18 protein-coding genes and 5 tRNA genes are annotated in these 17176 nt (G+C 56.2%); 18 read left to right on the forward strand and 5 right to left on the reverse strand.

Going from position 1 to position 17176, the window contains the following annotated elements; all coding sequences use genetic code 11:
* Positions 1–61 precede the first annotated feature (61 nt).
* The 5 genes from gutM to srlA form a co-directional block, all read right to left on the reverse strand.
* Positions 62–421 (reverse strand): transcriptional regulator GutM, encoded by a 360-nt coding sequence (gene gutM, locus LA04_RS01995; protein WP_045404213.1) that lies wholly within the window; start codon positions 419–421, stop codon positions 62–64.
* A gap of 67 nt (positions 422–488) precedes the next feature.
* The gene (gene srlD, locus LA04_RS02000) at positions 489–1268 is read right to left on the reverse strand and encodes a sorbitol-6-phosphate dehydrogenase (protein ID WP_023294411.1); all 780 of its coding nucleotides are present in this window, start codon (positions 1266–1268) and stop codon (positions 489–491) included.
* Between the two features lie 14 nt (positions 1269–1282).
* On the reverse strand, positions 1283–1645 hold the full coding sequence (gene srlB, locus LA04_RS02005) for a PTS glucitol/sorbitol transporter subunit IIA (protein ID WP_047650298.1): 363 nt from the start codon (positions 1643–1645) through the stop codon (positions 1283–1285).
* A gap of 12 nt (positions 1646–1657) precedes the next feature.
* Positions 1658–2617, reverse strand: a complete 960-nt coding sequence (srlE, locus tag LA04_RS02010; protein ID WP_047650299.1) for a PTS glucitol/sorbitol transporter subunit IIB — start codon at positions 2615–2617, stop codon at positions 1658–1660.
* Positions 2614–3177, reverse strand: coding sequence for a PTS glucitol/sorbitol transporter subunit IIC (gene srlA / locus LA04_RS02015; RefSeq protein ID WP_023333189.1), 564 nt, complete (start codon positions 3175–3177; stop codon positions 2614–2616). The genes srlE and srlA overlap by 4 nt, the downstream gene beginning before the upstream one ends.
* A 252-nt stretch (positions 3178–3429) precedes the next feature.
* Between srlA and mltB the strand changes: the two genes are divergently transcribed.
* The 18 genes from mltB (at position 3430) to luxS (ending at position 17138) form a co-directional block, all read left to right on the forward strand.
* Positions 3430–4530 carry a lytic murein transglycosylase B gene (gene mltB / locus LA04_RS02020; protein WP_200882512.1) on the forward strand — a complete coding sequence of 367 codons (1101 nt, stop codon included), beginning with the start codon at positions 3430–3432 and terminating at the stop codon, positions 4528–4530.
* 260 nt (positions 4531–4790) lie between these two features.
* Positions 4791–5444, forward strand: a complete 654-nt coding sequence (locus tag LA04_RS02025; RefSeq protein ID WP_047650301.1) for a metal ABC transporter ATP-binding protein — start codon at positions 4791–4793, stop codon at positions 5442–5444.
* Positions 5441–6301, forward strand: coding sequence for a metal ABC transporter permease (locus LA04_RS02030; RefSeq protein WP_047650302.1), 861 nt, complete (start codon positions 5441–5443; stop codon positions 6299–6301). The genes LA04_RS02025 and LA04_RS02030 overlap by 4 nt, the downstream gene beginning before the upstream one ends.
* 14 nt (positions 6302–6315) lie before the next feature.
* On the forward strand, positions 6316–7194 hold the full coding sequence (locus LA04_RS02035) for a metal ABC transporter substrate-binding protein (RefSeq protein ID WP_047650303.1): 879 nt from the start codon (positions 6316–6318) through the stop codon (positions 7192–7194).
* 129 nt (positions 7195–7323) lie between these two features.
* Positions 7324–7821, forward strand: coding sequence for a nicotinamide-nucleotide amidase (pncC, locus tag LA04_RS02040; RefSeq protein WP_023308944.1), 498 nt, complete (start codon positions 7324–7326; stop codon positions 7819–7821).
* A gap of 89 nt (positions 7822–7910) precedes the next feature.
* A complete protein-coding gene (gene recA, locus LA04_RS02045; RefSeq protein ID WP_023308943.1) occupies positions 7911–8969 on the forward strand; it encodes a recombinase RecA in 1059 nt (352 codons plus the stop codon).
* 69 nt (positions 8970–9038) lie between these two features.
* The gene (gene recX / locus LA04_RS02050; protein WP_033146366.1) at positions 9039–9539 is read left to right on the forward strand and encodes a recombination regulator RecX; all 501 of its coding nucleotides are present in this window, start codon (positions 9039–9041) and stop codon (positions 9537–9539) included.
* Between the two features lie 131 nt (positions 9540–9670).
* Positions 9671–12298: an alanine--tRNA ligase gene (gene alaS, locus LA04_RS02055; protein ID WP_047650304.1), complete on the forward strand. Its 2628-nt coding sequence runs from the start codon at positions 9671–9673 to the stop codon at positions 12296–12298.
* 241 nt (positions 12299–12539) lie between these two features.
* The gene (gene csrA / locus LA04_RS02060) at positions 12540–12725 is read left to right on the forward strand and encodes a carbon storage regulator CsrA (RefSeq protein ID WP_000906486.1); all 186 of its coding nucleotides are present in this window, start codon (positions 12540–12542) and stop codon (positions 12723–12725) included.
* A 342-nt stretch (positions 12726–13067) separates the two neighbouring features.
* Positions 13068–13160 (forward strand) — tRNA-Ser (locus LA04_RS02065).
* A gap of 4 nt (positions 13161–13164) precedes the next feature.
* A tRNA-Arg gene (locus LA04_RS02070) sits at positions 13165–13241 on the forward strand.
* A gap of 64 nt (positions 13242–13305) precedes the next feature.
* Positions 13306–13382, forward strand: a tRNA-Arg gene (locus LA04_RS02075).
* Positions 13383–13411: 29 nt separating this feature from the next.
* A tRNA-Arg gene (locus LA04_RS02080) sits at positions 13412–13488 on the forward strand.
* Between the two features lie 160 nt (positions 13489–13648).
* A tRNA-Arg gene (locus LA04_RS02085) sits at positions 13649–13725 on the forward strand.
* Positions 13726–13849: 124 nt separating this feature from the next.
* Positions 13850–14416 carry a fructose-1-phosphate/6-phosphogluconate phosphatase gene (yqaB, locus tag LA04_RS02090; protein ID WP_032648006.1) on the forward strand — a complete coding sequence of 189 codons (567 nt, stop codon included), beginning with the start codon at positions 13850–13852 and terminating at the stop codon, positions 14414–14416.
* Positions 14413–14841: a YqaA family protein gene (locus LA04_RS02095; RefSeq protein WP_047650305.1), complete on the forward strand. Its 429-nt coding sequence runs from the start codon at positions 14413–14415 to the stop codon at positions 14839–14841. Before yqaB ends, LA04_RS02095 begins: the two co-directional genes overlap by 4 nt.
* An 83-nt stretch (positions 14842–14924) precedes the next feature.
* A complete protein-coding gene (gene gshA, locus LA04_RS02100) occupies positions 14925–16469 on the forward strand; it encodes a glutamate--cysteine ligase (RefSeq protein WP_047650306.1) in 1545 nt (514 codons plus the stop codon).
* A 153-nt stretch (positions 16470–16622) separates the two neighbouring features.
* Positions 16623–17138 (forward strand): S-ribosylhomocysteine lyase, encoded by a 516-nt coding sequence (gene luxS, locus LA04_RS02105; protein WP_014884972.1) that lies wholly within the window; start codon positions 16623–16625, stop codon positions 17136–17138.
* The last annotated feature ends 38 nt before the right edge of the window (positions 17139–17176 follow it).

Here is a 17176-nt window from a genome sequence, read left to right on the forward strand (position 1 = left end):
GCGCTTCGTTCCTTAGGTTGCGAAATGATAATTTCGCAAGTCTATAGCTTTCACAACGAAATTATCCATGTTTCAGATTAAGCGCTAATGATAGTGCATTCTGACAGAGTGGATCATGGGGAAAGATCACATCAGGCCGTAATTCCTGCAGCGAAATGCCGTTGATTGCCTGGATTTTCACCGGTCGGGCAAAGACGGTCATGCCGCGCATGATGAGGGAATCGCAGACGTGATTGTTTTCATCCAGCGCAACGGCGACGACCACGCGCGGTTTGAAGCGTCCACCGGAACGCCCGACCCCGACGCGACCTTTCTGACACAGCGCGTCAAACGCGCGGTTAAACTGGTGGATCTGCCAGCCGCCAAACGCCATCTGGCAGATCCAGGCGAGGGCGGCGACGGTGATGAGTGCGGTGACCATATCGGCTCCTTGTTTTGTTCCCTCTCCCCGTGGGAGAGGGTTAGTGTGAGGGCATCAGCCCGCTCGATCAGAACATCACCTGCCCGCCGGTGACGTTAATCGACTGCCCGGTGCAGTACGAGGCTTTCGGGCTGGCGTAAAACAGCAGCATGTTCAGCACGTCCTGATAATCGCACCCGCGCTTCAGCGGCACTTTATCGATGTAGTACTGCTCCACTTCCTCAGCCTTGATGCCGAGCTTGGTGGCATACTGCGGCAGCAGGGACTGGAACATCGGCGATTTCAGCAGGTTGCCCAGCATCAGCGAATGCACGGTAATGCCGTATTCGGCCAGATCCAGCGCCAGAGACTGCGTCAGCCCCACGCCGCCAAACTTCGCCGCGCTGTAGCCGGAGTTATGCTTGCTGCCCACTTTCCCCGATTTGGAGTTGATCTGAATGATGCGCCCCTGAATGCCGTCGCGGATCATCAGACGGGAAAACTCGCGGGCGCAGAGGAAATAGCCCACCAGATTGACCTGCAGCGAGCGGTCAAAATCTCCCAGCTCGAAGTCGCTGATAAAGGCCGCTTTCGCAATACCGGCGCTATAAACCAGCAGGTCGGTACGGCCAAAAATCTCGTCCACGCCGCGGGCGAGCGCCATCACGCTCTGTTCGCTGGTGGCGTCGGCGCCAAACCCGTACGCCATTCCTTCACCAAACTCGGTGTTAATGGTGTCCGCCACGCGGGCGGCTTTTTCACTCTGAATGTCCACTACCGCCACGCGGTAGCCCTCTGCGGCAAGCCCACGGCAGAGGAACTCGCCTAAGGTTTGTCCTCCACCAATGACAACGGCAACCTGACTCATGTGTTTCTCCTTAATTACGCAACAAATTTTAACGTGCAGCCTGGGGTGACAGCCTGCGGAACCGGGCCCGCTACGTGAACCGTGCCGGGATATTCCGCCTGCGGCTGGCCGTCGAAACGCAGGGTGATGTGCCCCAGCTCGCGCAGGTTTTGCTCGGCGACGTCGCCGACGGCGGTAACGGCATACCGCGCCTCGCCCAGCTCCAGATGGCTCCCGGCCTTCAGCTCGCCCTTCAGCTCGCCGTGGCAGTGGATAAAGCAAAACTCCTCGATATCCGCAGGCGCCCCTTCGCGGAAGGTGATCAGCATCTGGTCGCTCAGCGCGTCGGCCGCGCTCTGGCCGATGCGGGTAATGGTGGTCTGGTAAATCACGGTCATCGCAGGAACCTCTTATTGATAAATAAAGCCGGAGACAAACCAGGCAATCAGCACCGTCGGCGCGCCCGTCAGGAAGCGGCTAACCAGCACGGACGGCACGCCCACGCGCACGGTGTCCTGGCGCGCTTCGGCCAGCGACAGCCCAACGGGGATGAAGTCGCACGCCGCCTGGGCGTTAATGGCAAACAGGGCGGGCAGGGCGAGATGCGGGGGAATGTTCCCCAGACCAATCTGCACGCCAATCAGTACGCCGATGACCTGGGCAATCACCGCGCCCGGTCCGAGGAACGGCGACAGCAGCGGGAAGGAGCAGATCAGCGCCAGCGTCACCAGCCCGAGCGGGTGGCTGGCGAGCGGGGCGAGGCCGTGGGCAATCCAGTCGCCCAGGCCGGACGCCATGATGATGCCGATCAGCGCCGAGACGAATGCCATAAACGGCAAAATGGTTTTCAGTACCGTGTCGATGGTGTCGCGCCCGGACTGGAACAGCACCGCCACGGCGGAACCCATGCCCATCCCGACCTTCGCCAGCAGGCCGTCGCTCTGCTCGGTGATTTTCTTAGTGGTGTCATACTCGCGCGGGGCCGCTTTTTGCGGCGCCGGAGTGCCGTTCACCAGCGTGATGTTGTCCTCCTTCACGCCTGAGACATAAATGTCTTCAAGGATGTACTGTGCCAGCGGGCCGGATTTTCCGGTGGAGTGAATATTTACCGTCGGAATGCGGCGCTTCGGATAGATGCCGCAGCGCAGCGTGCCGCCGCAGTCGATTACCGCCACGCCAATTTCCGCCTCCGGTGGTTCCCCTTCTTTGAAGCCGTCGACCGCTTCCCAACCGGTCAGCTCGCGCAGCCTGTCGACGATCGCCGGGCGCGTGCCTGCGGTGATGTAGACGATCTTTTTGCCTTCGGTGGCGTCGAACTCCAGCGGGCCACCCCAGCCGCCCGTGCCTTTCTCAATGCGGATCCGGTTCATGCTGTGGCTCCTGAAAGATGGACTTTCTGTTCAAGCTGGATGCCCATTTTTTTCTCAAAAATGGCGGTGGTGAGGTCGGTCACCCAGCCGCGGAAGAAGTTGGTGACCAGGCCAACCAGCAGGTAGCTCACCGCCAGCGGGCCGAGCGGCAGGCCAAGGGTGGTGAGACCGCTGGCGATCCCGAGATAAACAAACAGCTCGCCGGGATTAATGTGCGGGAAGAGGCCGTTCATCGAATGGCAGCTGTAGGAGGCGGCGGCGTAGTAGCTCGGCTTGTACTTTTCCGGCATGAAGCGGCCGAGGCTTAAGGTCATCGGGTTGCAGAACACGAAGGTGCCGATGAACGGCAGTACCAGGTAGCGGGACAGCGGATTCCCGGCGCAGCGCTGGGCGAAGCGTTCGATGCGCTGCTGGCCGATAAAGTTGATCAGCGCGTTCATGATCACCAGCAGGCTGATCAGCAGGGGCAGGATCCCGGTCACCATGCCGGTGAACACTTCTCCGCCTTTCTGAAACAGCCCGATGAACCACTCGGCGCCGTGGGTGATGGTTTCTATCATTCTTCTCTCCTGTGGGGCTTTTTTGTTTTTGTCTGACTGGGCTAATAATAATCACTTTGAAAGATTTTAAAGTGTTAATTAGATCTCACAATGAAAGAAAAAAGTATTATTTTGAAAGTTTATTGGTGGGGCGAATGATTTTCGGTGGAAAAAAGCGCGGATTTGCGTAGGGGAGGTGCGTACCGCTTCCTTGAGGTGTTGCGGATGCTTTACCATACTGGGTTCTTATCGAACCCGTTAAATGGATGTCTCATGTTCAAGCGTCGTTATGCAGCGCTGTTGCCTGCGCTTATTCTGCTGTCTGCCTGTAGTAGCAAACCTAAGACCGAAGCCGTTCAGCAAACGGCGGGCGCGCCTTCCGGAGGATTCCTGCTGGAGCCGCAGCACAATATGATGCAGATGGGCGGCGACTTCGCGAATAACCCGGCGGCCGAGCAGTTCATCGATAAAATGGTGAGCAAGCACGGCTTTGACAGACAGCAACTGCACGAAATTTTGTCTCAGGCCAAGCGCCTGGACTACGTGCTGCGCCTGATGGACAGGCAGGCACCAACCGCCCAGGTGCCGAGCGGGCCAAACGGCGCGTGGCTGCGCTATCGCAAACAGTTTATTACCCCGGACAACGTGCAAAATGGCGTGGTGTTCTGGAATCAGTATGAAGATGCGCTCAACCGCGCGTGGCAGGTGTACGGCGTACCGCCTGAAATCATCGTCGGGATTATCGGCGTGGAAACCCGCTGGGGCCGCGTGATGGGTAAAACCCGCATCCTCGACGCGCTGGCGACGCTCTCCTTTAACTACCCGCGCCGCGCGGAGTATTTCTCTTCCGAGCTGGAAACCTTCCTGCTGATGGCGCGCAACGAGCAGGACGATCCGCTCGATCTGAAAGGGTCGTTTGCCGGCGCGATGGGCTACGGCCAGTTTATGCCGTCCTCCTATAAGCAGTATGCCGTCGACTTTAACGGGGATGGTCATATCAACCTGTGGGATCCGGTGGATGCCATCGGCAGCGTGGCGAACTACTTCAAAGCGCACGGCTGGACGCCGGGTGGTCAGGTTGCCGTTCAGGCAAACGGCGAGGCGTTTGGTCTGGAAAACGGCTTCAAAACCAAATACAGCGTCGCACAGCTGACGGCGGCGGGCTTAACGCCAACCCAGCCGCTGGGCAATGTCGATCAGGTGAGCCTGCTGCGTCTGGATGTGGGAACCGGTTATCAGTACTGGTACGGCATGCCGAACTTCTACACCATCACCCGCTATAACCACAGCACCCATTATGCAATGGCGGTGTGGCAGCTGGGGCTGGCAGTGTCTCAGGCGCGCGTTCCGGCGGCGTCGCCGTTTAGTCAGTAAGTCATCTTATTCCGCCCTCTCCCTTTGGGAGAGGGTACCCCGCGCCCATCCTGGTTTTCTCAGAAACATTTCGCCACACTCCCTTTTCAAACCCGCCATTTACATCTTAACCGTCTTTCATTATTGTTATGTTATAACATTTAATGCGGTGTCGACATGTCAACGTCCCTTTTTTCTCTGTCTGCTCTGGTTCGGCTTTTGCTGGCGCTGGTGCTTGTTGCCTTTATCGGGCTGGCCGTGCGCTGGGCGGTGGCATTGCCATGATCGTGATGAATGAACTGGTCGCGGGATATGAACGCCAGCCCGTTACGCGGCCCCTTTCGGGCACGATTGAGCGCGGAAGCATGACCGCCATTATCGGCGCTAACGGCTGCGGGAAATCCACGCTGCTGAAAACGCTGGCGGGATTTATTCCTCCCGTCAGCGGCGGCTTCCGCTGGCAGGGGAAGCGCCCGGTCATCGGCTGGCTGGCACAGCGTCACGCGCTGGAGGCGCAGTTTCCGCTGACCGTACAGGACGTGGTAAGCATGGGCTGCTGGCCGGGTATTTCGCTTTTTTCCGGGTTTCGTCGCGAAACGCGGTTGCGCATTGCCAGCGCGCTTGAGCGCGTCGGGCTTGAGTCCATGGCGTTATCCACCATCGATGAACTCTCCGGCGGTCAGTTTCAGCGCATGCTCTTTGCCCGCGTCCTGGTGCAGCACGCGCCGCTGGTGATGCTGGATGAACCCTTTACCGGGGTCGATGAAGCCACCTGCAACGTGCTGATGGATCTGATGCTGGAGATGTATATGCAGGGGCAAACGCTGCTCGCGGTACTGCACGACAGCGAGCGCGTGTCTCGCCATTTTCCGCAAACGCTGCGGCTGGATGCTGACGTTCCCCAGTGGAAAACCGAGCGGGTGAGGGTGGCATGATCTGGCATCTCTTTTTTCAGCCGTTCATTGAGTACGGCTTTATGCGTCGCGCGCTGGTGGTTTGCCTGGCGCTCTCCGTCAGCACCACCGCGCTCGGCGTGTTTCTTCAGCTGCGTCGGATGAGCCTGATGGGCGACGCCCTTTCTCACGCTATTTTGCCGGGTGTCGCCGTGGGGTATTTGCTCAGCGGTATGTCGCTGCTGGCGATGAGTATTGGCGGTTTTATCGCGGGAATTACCGTGGCGCTGCTGGCCGGTCTGGTCAGTCGACGCACGCCGCTGAAAGAAGATGCCAGCTTTGCCGGGTTTTATCTCGGCTCGCTGGCGCTGGGGGTCACGCTGGTGTCGCTGCGCGGGTCGAATGTCGATCTGCTGCATCTGCTGTTCGGATCTATCCTCGCCGTGGACAACGACGCCGCGCTGTTCGTCACGGGCGTGTGCATGTTCACCCTTATCACGCTGGCGCTATTTTATCGCGGACTGGTGACAGAAGCGTTTGATACCGCCTGGCTGCAGGTGAACGCCCGCTGGCTGCCTGGCCTGCTGCACGGCCTGTTTCTGGCGCTGCTGGTGCTTAACCTGGTGGCCGGTTTTCAGGTGCTCGGCACGCTGATGGCCGTCGGGCTGATGATGCTTCCGGCCGTGGCAGCCCGCTGCTGGGTGCGCACGTTACCGGCATTACTCCTGATGGCGGGTATCAGCGGTATATTCTGCGCATGGCTTGGGCTGAGCCTCTCCTGGGCCGCGAGTTTGCCTGCGGGGCCATCCATCGTGCTCACCGCCAGCGCGCTGTTCTTTATTTCCATTTTACTGGGTACGCGAAGCAGGCTCGCTGGCAGCCTGCGGGCGTATTTTTAACGCAAGGGGAAACGATGAAACGTACAGGATTTGTAGTGGCGCTCGCGCTGGGGATGATGTCGCACGGCGTGATGGCGAAAACGCTGAATGTGGTCACCAGCTTTTCGATACTGGGGGATATCACGCAGGAGGTGGGCGGTGACCATGTGAACGTGACGACGCTGGTCGGTCCGGACGGCGATCCGCATACCTTCGAACCGTCGCCGAAAGACAGCGCGGCCCTTAGCAAGGCTGATGTGGTAGTGGTAAACGGCCTGGGGCTGGAAGGCTGGCTTGACCGTCTGGTAAAAGCCTCCGGTTTCAAAGGGCAACTGGTTGTCGCCTCAACAGGGGTTAAAACCCACACGCTTGAGGAAGATGGAAAGACTGTGACCGATCCGCACGCGTGGAACAGCGCGGCGAACGGGGCGCTGTATGCACAAAATATTCTGAACGGGCTGGTGAAAGCTGACCCGCAGGACAAAGCCGCGCTGGAAGCCTCCGGTAAACCGTATATCGCGCAGCTTAGCCAGCTGGATAACTGGGCCAAAACGCGCTTTAGCCAGATTCCACTGGCGAAGCGTAAAGTGCTGACCAGCCATGACGCGTTCGGCTATTTCAGCCGCGCCTACGGCGTGACGTTTATGGCGCCGCAGGGGCTGTCGTCTGAGAGCGAAGCCAGCGCGGCGCAGGTCGCCGAGATTATCAATCAGATTAAAGCCGACGGCGTGAAAACCTGGTTTATGGAGAATCAGCTCGATCCGCGTCTGGTGAAACAGATTGCGTCGGCGACGGGCGCACAGCCCGGGGGGGAGCTTTACCCCGAAGCGCTGTCGGCAAAAGGTGGGGTGGCTGACACCTACGTTAAGGCGTTTCGCCACAATGTGAACACCCTCGCCGACAGCATGAAATAACCTTTCCCCCGCCGGTGCGTCCGTACCGGCTTTTTTCTGAAGCCCCCTCGTAAAACCTGAAGTCCATCCCCACATCTGACGAGAAAGTGCTATCTTGTGCAGCACGTTTTTCTGATGCCTGGAGCGAGAATGACTGACCATGAATTGATGCAGCTTAGCGAGATCGTTGGCCTTGCGCTGAAGCAGCGTGGCGCGACAATCACCACCGCGGAATCCTGCACCGGCGGCTGGGTGGCGAAAGCGATTACCGATATTGCCGGCAGTTCCGCCTGGTTTGAACGCGGTTTTGTGACCTACAGTAACGAAGCTAAAGCTCAGATGATTGGCGTGCGTGAATCCACGCTTGAACAGCATGGTGCGGTCAGCGAACCGGTGGTGATCGAGATGGCAATTGGCGCGCTCAAAGAGGCGCGGGCAGATTACGCCATTTCCATTAGCGGTATTGCGGGCCCGGACGGCGGTAGCGACGTGAAGCCTGTCGGCACCGTCTGGTTTGGGTTCGCCACCTCCAAAGGGGAAGGGATCACCCGCCGGGAGTGCTTCAGCGGCGATCGCGAAAGCGTGCGTCGTCAGGCAACCGTTTATGCGTTAAAAACGCTCTGGCAACAATTTCTACAAAACACTTGATACTGTATGACCATACAGTATAATTGCACCAACAGAACAGAAATCCACGGTGAAGCACAGTCGCTTCTCCCGGCATGACAGGAGTAATAATGGCTATCGACGAAAACAAACAGAAAGCGTTGGCGGCAGCACTGGGCCAGATCGAAAAGCAATTCGGTAAAGGCTCCATCATGCGCCTGGGTGAAGACCGTTCCATGGATGTGGAAACCATCTCCACCGGTTCGCTTTCTCTGGATATCGCGCTGGGCGCTGGCGGTCTGCCTATGGGCCGTATCGTAGAAATCTACGGGCCAGAGTCCTCCGGTAAAACCACCCTGACGCTGCAGGTGATTGCCGCGGCACAGCGCGAAGGTAAAACCTGTGCGTTTATCGATGCCGAGCACGCGCTGGATCCTGTTTATGCCCGCAAGCTGGGCGTTGATATCGACAACCTGCTGTGTTCTCAGCCGGACACCGGTGAGCAGGCGCTGGAAATTTGTGACGCGCTGGCGCGTTCTGGTGCCGTTGACGTTATTGTGGTCGACTCCGTTGCCGCACTGACGCCAAAAGCCGAAATCGAAGGTGAAATCGGTGACTCTCACATGGGCCTCGCGGCACGTATGATGAGCCAGGCGATGCGTAAGCTGGCGGGTAACCTGAAGCAGTCCAACACGCTGCTGATCTTCATCAACCAGATCCGTATGAAAATTGGTGTGATGTTCGGTAACCCGGAAACCACTACCGGTGGTAACGCACTGAAATTCTACGCCTCTGTCCGTCTGGATATCCGCCGTATCGGCGCGGTGAAAGAGGGCGAGAACGTGGTCGGTAGCGAAACCCGCGTGAAGGTTGTGAAGAACAAAATCGCCGCGCCGTTCAAACAGGCTGAATTCCAGATCCTCTACGGCGAAGGGATCAACTTCCTCGGCGAGCTGGTTGACCTGGGCGTGAAAGAGAAGCTGATTGAAAAAGCGGGCGCCTGGTACAGCTACAATGGTGACAAGATTGGTCAGGGTAAAGCGAACGCGATCTCCTGGCTGAAAGAGAACCCGGCTGCGGCGAAAGAGATTGAGAAGAAGGTGCGTGAGCTTCTGCTGAACAACCAGGACTCCAAACCTGATTTCGTGGTGGATGCCGCGGATGCTGAAGAAACTAACGAAGACTTTTAATTCTTTCGTTTAAAAATGAAGGGCTGCTGATGCGGCCCTTTTTGCATTTCTGAACCAGCAGGTTTTTTTATGAGTGAACCGACAACACGTCGACCCGCGTATGCACGCTTACTGGACCGTGCGGTGCGCATCCTGGCCGTTCGTGACCACAGTGAACAGGAGCTGCGGCGAAAACTGTCGGCGCCGGTAATGAGTAAAAACGGGCCGGAAGAGATTGATGCCACCGCGGAGGATTATGACCGCGTGATTGCCTGGTGCTACGAGCATCGTTATCTTGATGACGAGCGTTTTGCCTCACGGTTTCTCGCCAGCCGCGGCCGTAAAGGATATGGGCCCGCGCGCATCCGGCAGGAGCTGAACCAGAAAGGGGTGGCCCGGGAGTCCATCGAGAAAGCGATGCGCGAATGCGATACTGACTGGTGCGAGCTGGCCAGAGAACAGGCGATTCGTAAATACGGCGAACCGCTGCCGCGTGAATTTTCAGAAAAAGTCAAAATCCAGCGCTTTTTGCTCTACCGCGGCTTTCTGATGGAAGATATTCAGGATATCTGGCGTAATTTTGCCGATTGAACGCATGCGGGATTTTACTTCCCACCCAAGAAAACTTATCTTATTCCCACTTTTTCCAGTAGCTGGCCTGTCCAACGGTTTACCGATACAGGCTGGCTACGACATTTCGTTAGCTTGATTTCAGGATAATTATGAGCAAGAGCACCGCTGAGATCCGTCAGGCGTTTCTCGATTTTTTCCATAGTAAGGGACACCAGGTTGTTGCCAGCAGCTCCCTGGTACCGAACAACGATCCAACTCTGCTGTTTACCAACGCCGGGATGAACCAGTTCAAGGATGTGTTCCTTGGTCTCGACAAGCGTAATTATTCCCGCGCCACAACCTCACAGCGTTGCGTGCGTGCGGGCGGTAAACACAACGACCTGGAAAACGTCGGTTACACCGCGCGTCACCATACGTTCTTCGAAATGCTGGGTAACTTCAGCTTCGGCGACTACTTCAAACACGATGCCATTCAATATGCGTGGGAACTGCTGACCGGTGAAAACTGGTTCAACCTGCCGAAAGAGCGTCTGTGGGTTACCGTCTATGAAACCGATGACGAAGCCTACGAAATCTGGGAAAAAGAAGTCGGGATCCCGCGTGAGCGTATTATTCGCATCGGTGATAACAAAGGCGCGCCATACGCGTCTGACAACTTCTGGCAGATGGGTGATACCGGCCCTTGCGGTCCGTGCACCGAGATCTTCTACGATCACGGCGACCACATCTGGGGTGGGCCTCCGGGCAGCCCGGAAGAAGACGGCGATCGCTACATTGAGATCTGGAACATCGTCTTCATGCAGTTCAACCGTCAGGCCGACGGTACGATGGAGCCGCTGCCGAAGCCTTCCGTCGATACCGGTATGGGCCTGGAGCGTATTGCCGCGGTTCTGCAGCACGTTAACTCCAACTACGAGATTGATCTGTTCAGCACCCTGATCAAAGCCGTTGCGGACGTTACCGGCGCGACCGATCTGAACAACAAATCGCTGCGCGTCATCGCGGACCACATTCGTTCCTGTGCGTTCCTGATTGCCGACGGCGTTATCCCGTCGAATGAAAACCGTGGCTACGTGCTGCGTCGTATCATTCGTCGTGCCATCCGTCACGGCAACATGCTGGGCGCGAAGGACACCTTCTTCTATAAACTCGTTGGGCCACTGATTGGCGTGATGGGTGCTGCCGGTGATGAGCTGAAACGCCAGCAGGCACAGGTAGAGCAGGTTCTGAAAACCGAAGAAGAGCAGTTTGCGCGTACGCTGGAGCGCGGCCTGGCGCTGCTGGACGAAGAGCTGGCGAAACTTAAGGGCGACACGCTGGATGGCGAAACCGCTTTCCGTCTGTACGACACCTACGGCTTCCCGGTTGACCTGACGGCAGACGTTTGCCGCGAGCGCAACATCAAAGTTGACGAAGCGGGCTTCGAAGCCGCGATGGAAGAGCAGCGTCGTCGTGCGCGTGAATCCAGCGGTTTCGGTGCAGACTACAACGCGATGATCCGCGTTGATAGCGCGTCAGAATTCAAAGGTTATGACGCGCTGGAACTGACCGGCAAAGTGACCGCTCTGTTTGTTGACGGTAAAGCCGTGGACAGCATCAGCGCGGGCCAGGATGCGGTTGTCATTCTGGACAAAACGCCGTTCTACGCGGAATCCGGCGGTCAGGTTGGCGATAAAGGCGAACTGAAAGGCAACGGTTTCAGCTTCAGCGTCAGCGACACCCAGAAATACGGTCAGGCGATTGGTCACCAGGGCAAACTGGTTTCCGGTTCTCTGAAAGTGGGCGAGGGCGTACAGGCTAACGTGGATGAAGCTCGCCGCGCGCGCATTCGTCTGAACCACTCTGCAACCCACCTGATGCACGCTGCCCTGCGCGACGTGCTCGGTACCCACGTTGCACAGAAAGGTTCTCTGGTTAACGACAAAGTGCTGCGCTTCGACTTCTCGCATTTTGAAGCGATGAAACCGTCTGAAATCCGCGCGGTGGAAGATCTGGTGAACGCGCAGATCCGTCGTAACCTGCCAATCGAGACCCACATCATGGAGCTCGAGGACGCGAAGAAAAAAGGTGCGATGGCGCTGTTTGGTGAGAAATACGACGAGCGCGTTCGCGTGCTGAGCATGGGCGACTTCTCTACCGAGCTGTGCGGCGGTACGCACGCATCGCGCACCGGTGACATCGGCCTGTTCCGCATTGTTTCCGAGTCGGGAACGGCGGCAGGTGTGCGTCGTATTGAAGCGGTGACCGGTGAAGGTGCGATTGCCAGCCTGCATGCGCAGAGCGATCAGCTGCACGACATCGCGCAGCTGCTGAAAGGCGATAGCCAGAACCTGGGCGAGAAAGTGCGCTTTGCGCTGGATCGCACGCGTCAGCTGGAAAAAGAGCTGCAGCAGCTGAAAGAGCAGGCTGCGGCGCAGGAGAGTGCAAACCTCTCCAGCAAGGCTGTAAACATTAAGGGCGTCAAACTGCTGGTCAGCGATCTGGCGGGCGTTGAGCCTAAGATGCTGCGTACTATGGTCGACGATCTCAAGAACCAGCTTGGTTCTACCGTTATCGTGCTGGCGACAGTGGCAGAAGGTAAGGTTTCTCTGATTGCGGGCGTCTCTAAGGATGTGACCGACCGCGTAAAAGCAGGGGAACTGATTGGTATGGTCGCTCAGCAGGTGGGCGGCAAGGGTGGCGGTCGTCCGGACATGGCGCAAGCCGGTGGTACGGATGCGGCGGCACTTCCGCAAGCTTTGGCCAGCGTTGAAAGCTGGGTAAGCGCGAAACTGTAATAACTACAAAGCACAAGCAGACGCCATAGCGGTAACGTTATGGCGTCTTGTTCACTGTGCTATCGATAACGATAAAGTCAGGTTGAGTTTGTGTATATCGGCTAAACTTACGTTTAACAGAATGTGATGCCGTGACTGCTTACACTTTACGTGTTTGTCATCGCTTACTTTTTGGCGTTATATGATGGATAATGCCGGGATACAAGAGACCCGACTCTTTTAATCTTTCAAGGAGCAAAGAATGCTGATTCTGACTCGTCGAGTTGGTGAGACCCTCATGATTGGGGATGAGGTCACCGTGACAGTTTTAGGGGTAAAGGGTAACCAGGTACGTATTGGTGTTAACGCTCCTAAAGAAGTATCTGTCCACCGTGAAGAGATCTACCAGCGTATCCAGGCTGAAAAATCCCAGCAGTCCAGTTACTGATATTGTCGCGTCTCGCTGTCGGGCGAGACGCAACCCTCCTGTCATTTTTCCTGCTCAACGTTACCGTTTAATTTCAAACGCTCTCTTTTTAACCACTCTGTTACCCTAAACTCGCCCCTGCGCCGCCATTTCTGCATAGGTTTTCTGTGAAGATGCCTGCAAAATCCGCTTATAAAACACCCTCTTTGCGGCTTTTACATTCGAATTGCGTGTGATTTGTGCAAACGATAAAAGCTTTTGGAAAATTGTTTGACTTATAAGTCCCAGAAAGTAATATATGCGCCACGCAGCGACGAGAAGCTCTTAACGAGTAACTCGAAGCACTCGAAAGAGGCGTTGTGTGGTGAGGTGGCCGAGAGGCTGAAGGCGCTCCCCTGCTAAGGGAGTATGCGGTCAAAAGCTGCATCCGGGGTTCGAATCCCCGCCTCACCGCCATTTTGCATCCGTAGCTCAGCTGGATAGAGTACTCGGCTACGAACCGAGCGGTCGGAGGTTCGAATCCTCCCGGATGCACCATCTATTACTTCATATTGCTTTAGAAGTGATATGAATATCGAGCAGTACAGTAGTAAATCCCGATGCATCCGTAGCTCAGCTGGATAGAGTACTCGGCTACGAACCGAGCGGTCGGAGGTTCGAATCCTCCCGGATGCACCATTTACTATTTCTGAAAGCAGTACCCTGATGCATCCGTAGCTCAGCTGGATAGAGTACTCGGCTACGAACCGAGCGGTCGGAGGTTCGAATCCTCCCGGATGCACCATATTCTCCGAGATAATAGCCACGCTGTTGTTTCAAGGTCTGCGAGTTAATCGCGAGCACCAGGGAGGATAACGTTGCTTCAGCAACGGCCCGCAGGGCGAGGCGCAGCCGAGTAATCCTCCCGGATGCACCATTTACTGTTTCTAAAAGCATTTCCCGATGCATCCGTAGCTCAGCTGGATAGAGTACTCGGCTACGAACCGAGCGGTCGGAGGTTCGAATCCTCCCGGATGCACCATCTCTTCTGCTTTCCCTTCGATGTTTAGTTCTTAATCACTCTCGTTGTTATCATTTCGCAATCAGCGACAAAAATCACCATTTACGATAAAGTAATGCTTTGTTAATCGTTTAGCGAGAGCACGATGTACGCACAGTATGACGGTTTGATCTTCGATATGGACGGCACTCTCCTGGATACCGAACCCACGCATCGTCAAGCCTGGACTGACGTCCTGGGCCGCTACGGTATGCGTTTCGATCTTCAGGCGATGATTGCCCTCAACGGATCCCCCACCTGGCGTATTGCGCAGGCCGTGATTGAACTGAATCAGGCCGATCTCGACCCGCACCTGCTCGCGCGCGAAAAAACCGATGCGGTAAAAGCCATGCTTTTAGATACCGTACGCCCTCTGCCGCTGATTGATGTGGTAAAAGAGTGGCACGGGCGCCGCCCGATGTCGGTAGGAACCGGGAGCGAAAGCGCGATTGCAGAAGCTTTGCTCAACCATCTTGGCCTGCGCCACTATTTTTCTGCCGTGGTGGCCGCCGATCATGTTAAACATCACAAGCCCGCACCGGACACCTTCCTGCTTTGCGCAGAATTAATGGGCGTCCCGGCGGCAAAATGTGTCGTGTTTGAAGACGCCGATTTCGGTATCCAGGCCGCGCGAGATGCCGGAATGGATGCGGTGGATGTGCGCTTACTGTGAGTGACGCGCTGTCACTTGCTTCATTATTCGCCAGCAGTTTTTTAAGCGCCACGCTGTTACCGGGAAATTCGGAAGTGGTGGTGGTGGCGATGCTGTTGTCCGGCGTGAGTCAGCCCTGGCTGCTTGTATTAATAGCAACAATGGGTAATAGCCTTGGAGGGCTGACTAACGTTATTCTTGGGCGTTTCTTTCCGCTGCGCGAAAAATCGCGCTGGCAGGAAAAGGCAGTTGGCTGGCTAAAACGCTATGGCGCTGCCACGCTGTTATTAAGCTGGATGCCTGTAATAGGCGATTTACTGTGTCTGCTGGCGGGATGGATGCGCATCTCCTGGGGACCGGTGCTCTTTTTTTTGTGCCTTGGCAAGGCGTTGCGCTATGTTCTTGTGGCGTGGGCAACACTACAGGGTATGACGTGGTGGCACTAATTGGTGGAATGAATACGCGACCTTCAATCGTCAACCATTACAATTATGCTGAGTAACATTACTTTGACAGGCGGGAGGTCAATTTGATCCCGGACGTATCTCAGGCGCTGGCCTGGCTGGAAAACCACCCTCAGGCATTGAAGGGTATTCAGCGTGGTCTCGAGCGTGAAACGCTGCGCGTTAACGCGGACGGTAGTTTAGCGACGACGGGTCACCCGAAGGCGTTAGGCTCGGCGCTGACACATAAATGGATCACAACCGATTTCGCTGAAGCGCTGCTGGAGTTCATCACCCCAGTAGAGGGTGATATTGATCATATGCTGACGATTATGCGCGATATCCATCGCTACACCGCGCGCAACATGGGTGACGAACGTATGTGGCCCCTCAGCATGCCGTGCTATATCGAGCAGGGCCAGGAGATTGAGCTGGCGCAGTACGGCACGTCAAATATCGGCCGGCTGAAAACGCTCTATCGCGAAGGGCTGAAAAACCGCTACGGCGCGTTGATGCAGACGATCTCGGGCGTGCATTACAATTTCTCGCTGCCAGTGGCATTCTGGCAGGCGAAATGCGGTGAAACGGATAAAGACGCGATCTCTGAAGGCTACTTCCGCCTGATCCGCAACTATTACCGTTTCGGCTGGGTGATCCCGTATCTGTTTGGTGCGTCTCCTGCGATCTGTTCTTCGTTCCTGCAGGGGAAACCGACCACGCTGCCGTTCGAGAAGACCGAGTGCGGAATGTACTATCTCCCGTACGCCACCTCTCTGCGCCTGAGCGATCTCGGTTATACCAATAAATCGCAAAGCAATCTCGGTATTACGTTTAACGAATTGCACGAATATGTGGCAGGATTGAAGCGGGCGATCAAAACCCCGTCGGAAGAGTACGAGAAAATCGGCCTCGAAAAAGACGGCAAGCGCCTGCAAATCAACAGCAATGTGCTGCAGATTGAAAACGAGCTGTATGCGCCTATTCGTCCTAAACGCGTAACGCGCAGCGGTGAAACCCCGTCGGATGCGCTGCAGCGCGGCGGGATCGAATACATCGAAGTGCGTTCGCTGGATATCAACCCGTTCTCACCGATTGGCGTTGATGAACAGCAGGTTCGCTTCCTGGATCTGTTTATGGTCTGGTGCGTGCTGGCGGATGCGCCGGAAATGAGTTCAGACGAACTGCTCTGTACCCGTACAAACTGGAATCGCGTGATTCTGGAAGGGCGTAAACCGGGCCTGACGCTGGGTATCGGCTGCGAAACGGCACAGTTCCCGCTGACCAAAGTCGGCAAAGATCTGTTCCGCGATCTGAAGCGCGTTGCCCGCACAATGGACAGCGTTGACGGCGGCGACGCGTATCAACAGGTCTGCGACCAGCTGGTGGAATGTTTTGATAATCCGGAACTGACGTTCTCAGCGCGTATTCTGCGTTCTATGATCGATCAGGGCATTGGCGGCACGGGGCGTTCACTCTCAGCGGAGTACCGTGAGATGCTGATGCAGGAGCCGTTAGAAGTGCTGAGCGAAGCGGATTTTGCCGCGGAACGCGATGCGTCCGTGGTGCGTCAGAAAGAGGTTGAAGCGGCGGATACCGAGTCGTTTGAGGCGTTTCTGGCGAAGCAGTCTTAAGCAGAAAAGAAAAAGGCCACATCGCTGTGGCCAAAATATACATCTCTGAATTCAGGGATGATGATAACAAATGCGCGTCTTTCATATACTCAGACGTGCATTCTGTAGAAGAGTTCAGTTTATTTTAAAAAAAATCACTGTCGGAGGTGACGTATGCCGTTATTAGATAGCTTTACTGTCGACCATACCCGTATGGAAGCACCTGCAGTTCGCGTGGCGAAGACCATGCACACCCCGCACGGCGACACGATCACCGTCTTCGATCTGCGTTTCTGCGTGCCAAATAAAGAAGTGATGCCAGAGAAAGGCATTCATACCCTGGAACACCTGTTCGCCGGTTTCATGCGTGACCATCTGAACGGCAACGGCGTTGAGATCATCGACATCTCTCCGATGGGCTGCCGTACCGGTTTCTACATGAGCCTGATTGGCCAGCCGGAAGAGAAACGCGTCGCAGATGCGTGGAAAGCGGCGATGGAAGACGTGCTGAAGGTGAAAGAGCAGAACCAGATCCCTGAGCTGAACGTTTACCAGTGCGGTACTTACCAGATGCACTCTCTGGAAGAAGCGCAGGACATCGCGCGCCACATCATCGAGCGTGACGTTCGCGTGAACAGCAACGAAGAGCTGGCCCTGCCAAAAGAAAAGCTGCAGGAACTGCACATCTAGTGCACCTTTTCCCTCTCCCACCGGGAGAGGGTAGGGTG

This window comes from Enterobacter sp. UCD-UG_FMILLET (genome assembly GCF_000762975.1).
Taxonomy (GTDB): Bacteria; Pseudomonadota; Gammaproteobacteria; order Enterobacterales; family Enterobacteriaceae; genus Enterobacter; species Enterobacter dykesii.

What these genes read in the sequence shown, in the direction of transcription:
- LA04_RS02030 (WP_047650302.1), top strand. Translation starts at nt 5,441, where the DNA reads ATGATCTGGCATCTCTTTTTTCAGCCGTTCATTGAGTACGGCTTTATG.
- csrA (WP_000906486.1), top strand. Translation starts at nt 12,540, where the DNA reads ATGCTGATTCTGACTCGTCGAGTTGGTGAGACCCTCATGATTGGGGAT.
- recA (WP_023308943.1), top strand. Translation starts at nt 7,911, where the DNA reads ATGGCTATCGACGAAAACAAACAGAAAGCGTTGGCGGCAGCACTGGGC.
- pncC (WP_023308944.1), top strand. Translation starts at nt 7,324, where the DNA reads ATGACTGACCATGAATTGATGCAGCTTAGCGAGATCGTTGGCCTTGCG.
- alaS (WP_047650304.1), top strand. Translation starts at nt 9,671, where the DNA reads ATGAGCAAGAGCACCGCTGAGATCCGTCAGGCGTTTCTCGATTTTTTC.
- srlA (WP_023333189.1), bottom strand. Translation starts at nt 3,177, where the DNA reads ATGATAGAAACCATCACCCACGGCGCCGAGTGGTTCATCGGGCTGTTT.
- yqaB (WP_032648006.1), top strand. Translation starts at nt 13,850, where the DNA reads ATGTACGCACAGTATGACGGTTTGATCTTCGATATGGACGGCACTCTC.
- mltB (WP_200882512.1), top strand. Translation starts at nt 3,430, where the DNA reads ATGTTCAAGCGTCGTTATGCAGCGCTGTTGCCTGCGCTTATTCTGCTG.
- recX (WP_033146366.1), top strand. Translation starts at nt 9,039, where the DNA reads ATGAGTGAACCGACAACACGTCGACCCGCGTATGCACGCTTACTGGAC.
- srlE (WP_047650299.1), bottom strand. Translation starts at nt 2,617, where the DNA reads ATGAACCGGATCCGCATTGAGAAAGGCACGGGCGGCTGGGGTGGCCCG.
- srlD (WP_023294411.1), bottom strand. Translation starts at nt 1,268, where the DNA reads ATGAGTCAGGTTGCCGTTGTCATTGGTGGAGGACAAACCTTAGGCGAG.
- LA04_RS02035 (WP_047650303.1), top strand. Translation starts at nt 6,316, where the DNA reads ATGAAACGTACAGGATTTGTAGTGGCGCTCGCGCTGGGGATGATGTCG.
- luxS (WP_014884972.1), top strand. Translation starts at nt 16,623, where the DNA reads ATGCCGTTATTAGATAGCTTTACTGTCGACCATACCCGTATGGAAGCA.
- LA04_RS02025 (WP_047650301.1), top strand. Translation starts at nt 4,791, where the DNA reads ATGATCGTGATGAATGAACTGGTCGCGGGATATGAACGCCAGCCCGTT.
- gutM (WP_045404213.1), bottom strand. Translation starts at nt 421, where the DNA reads ATGGTCACCGCACTCATCACCGTCGCCGCCCTCGCCTGGATCTGCCAG.
- srlB (WP_047650298.1), bottom strand. Translation starts at nt 1,645, where the DNA reads ATGACCGTGATTTACCAGACCACCATTACCCGCATCGGCCAGAGCGCG.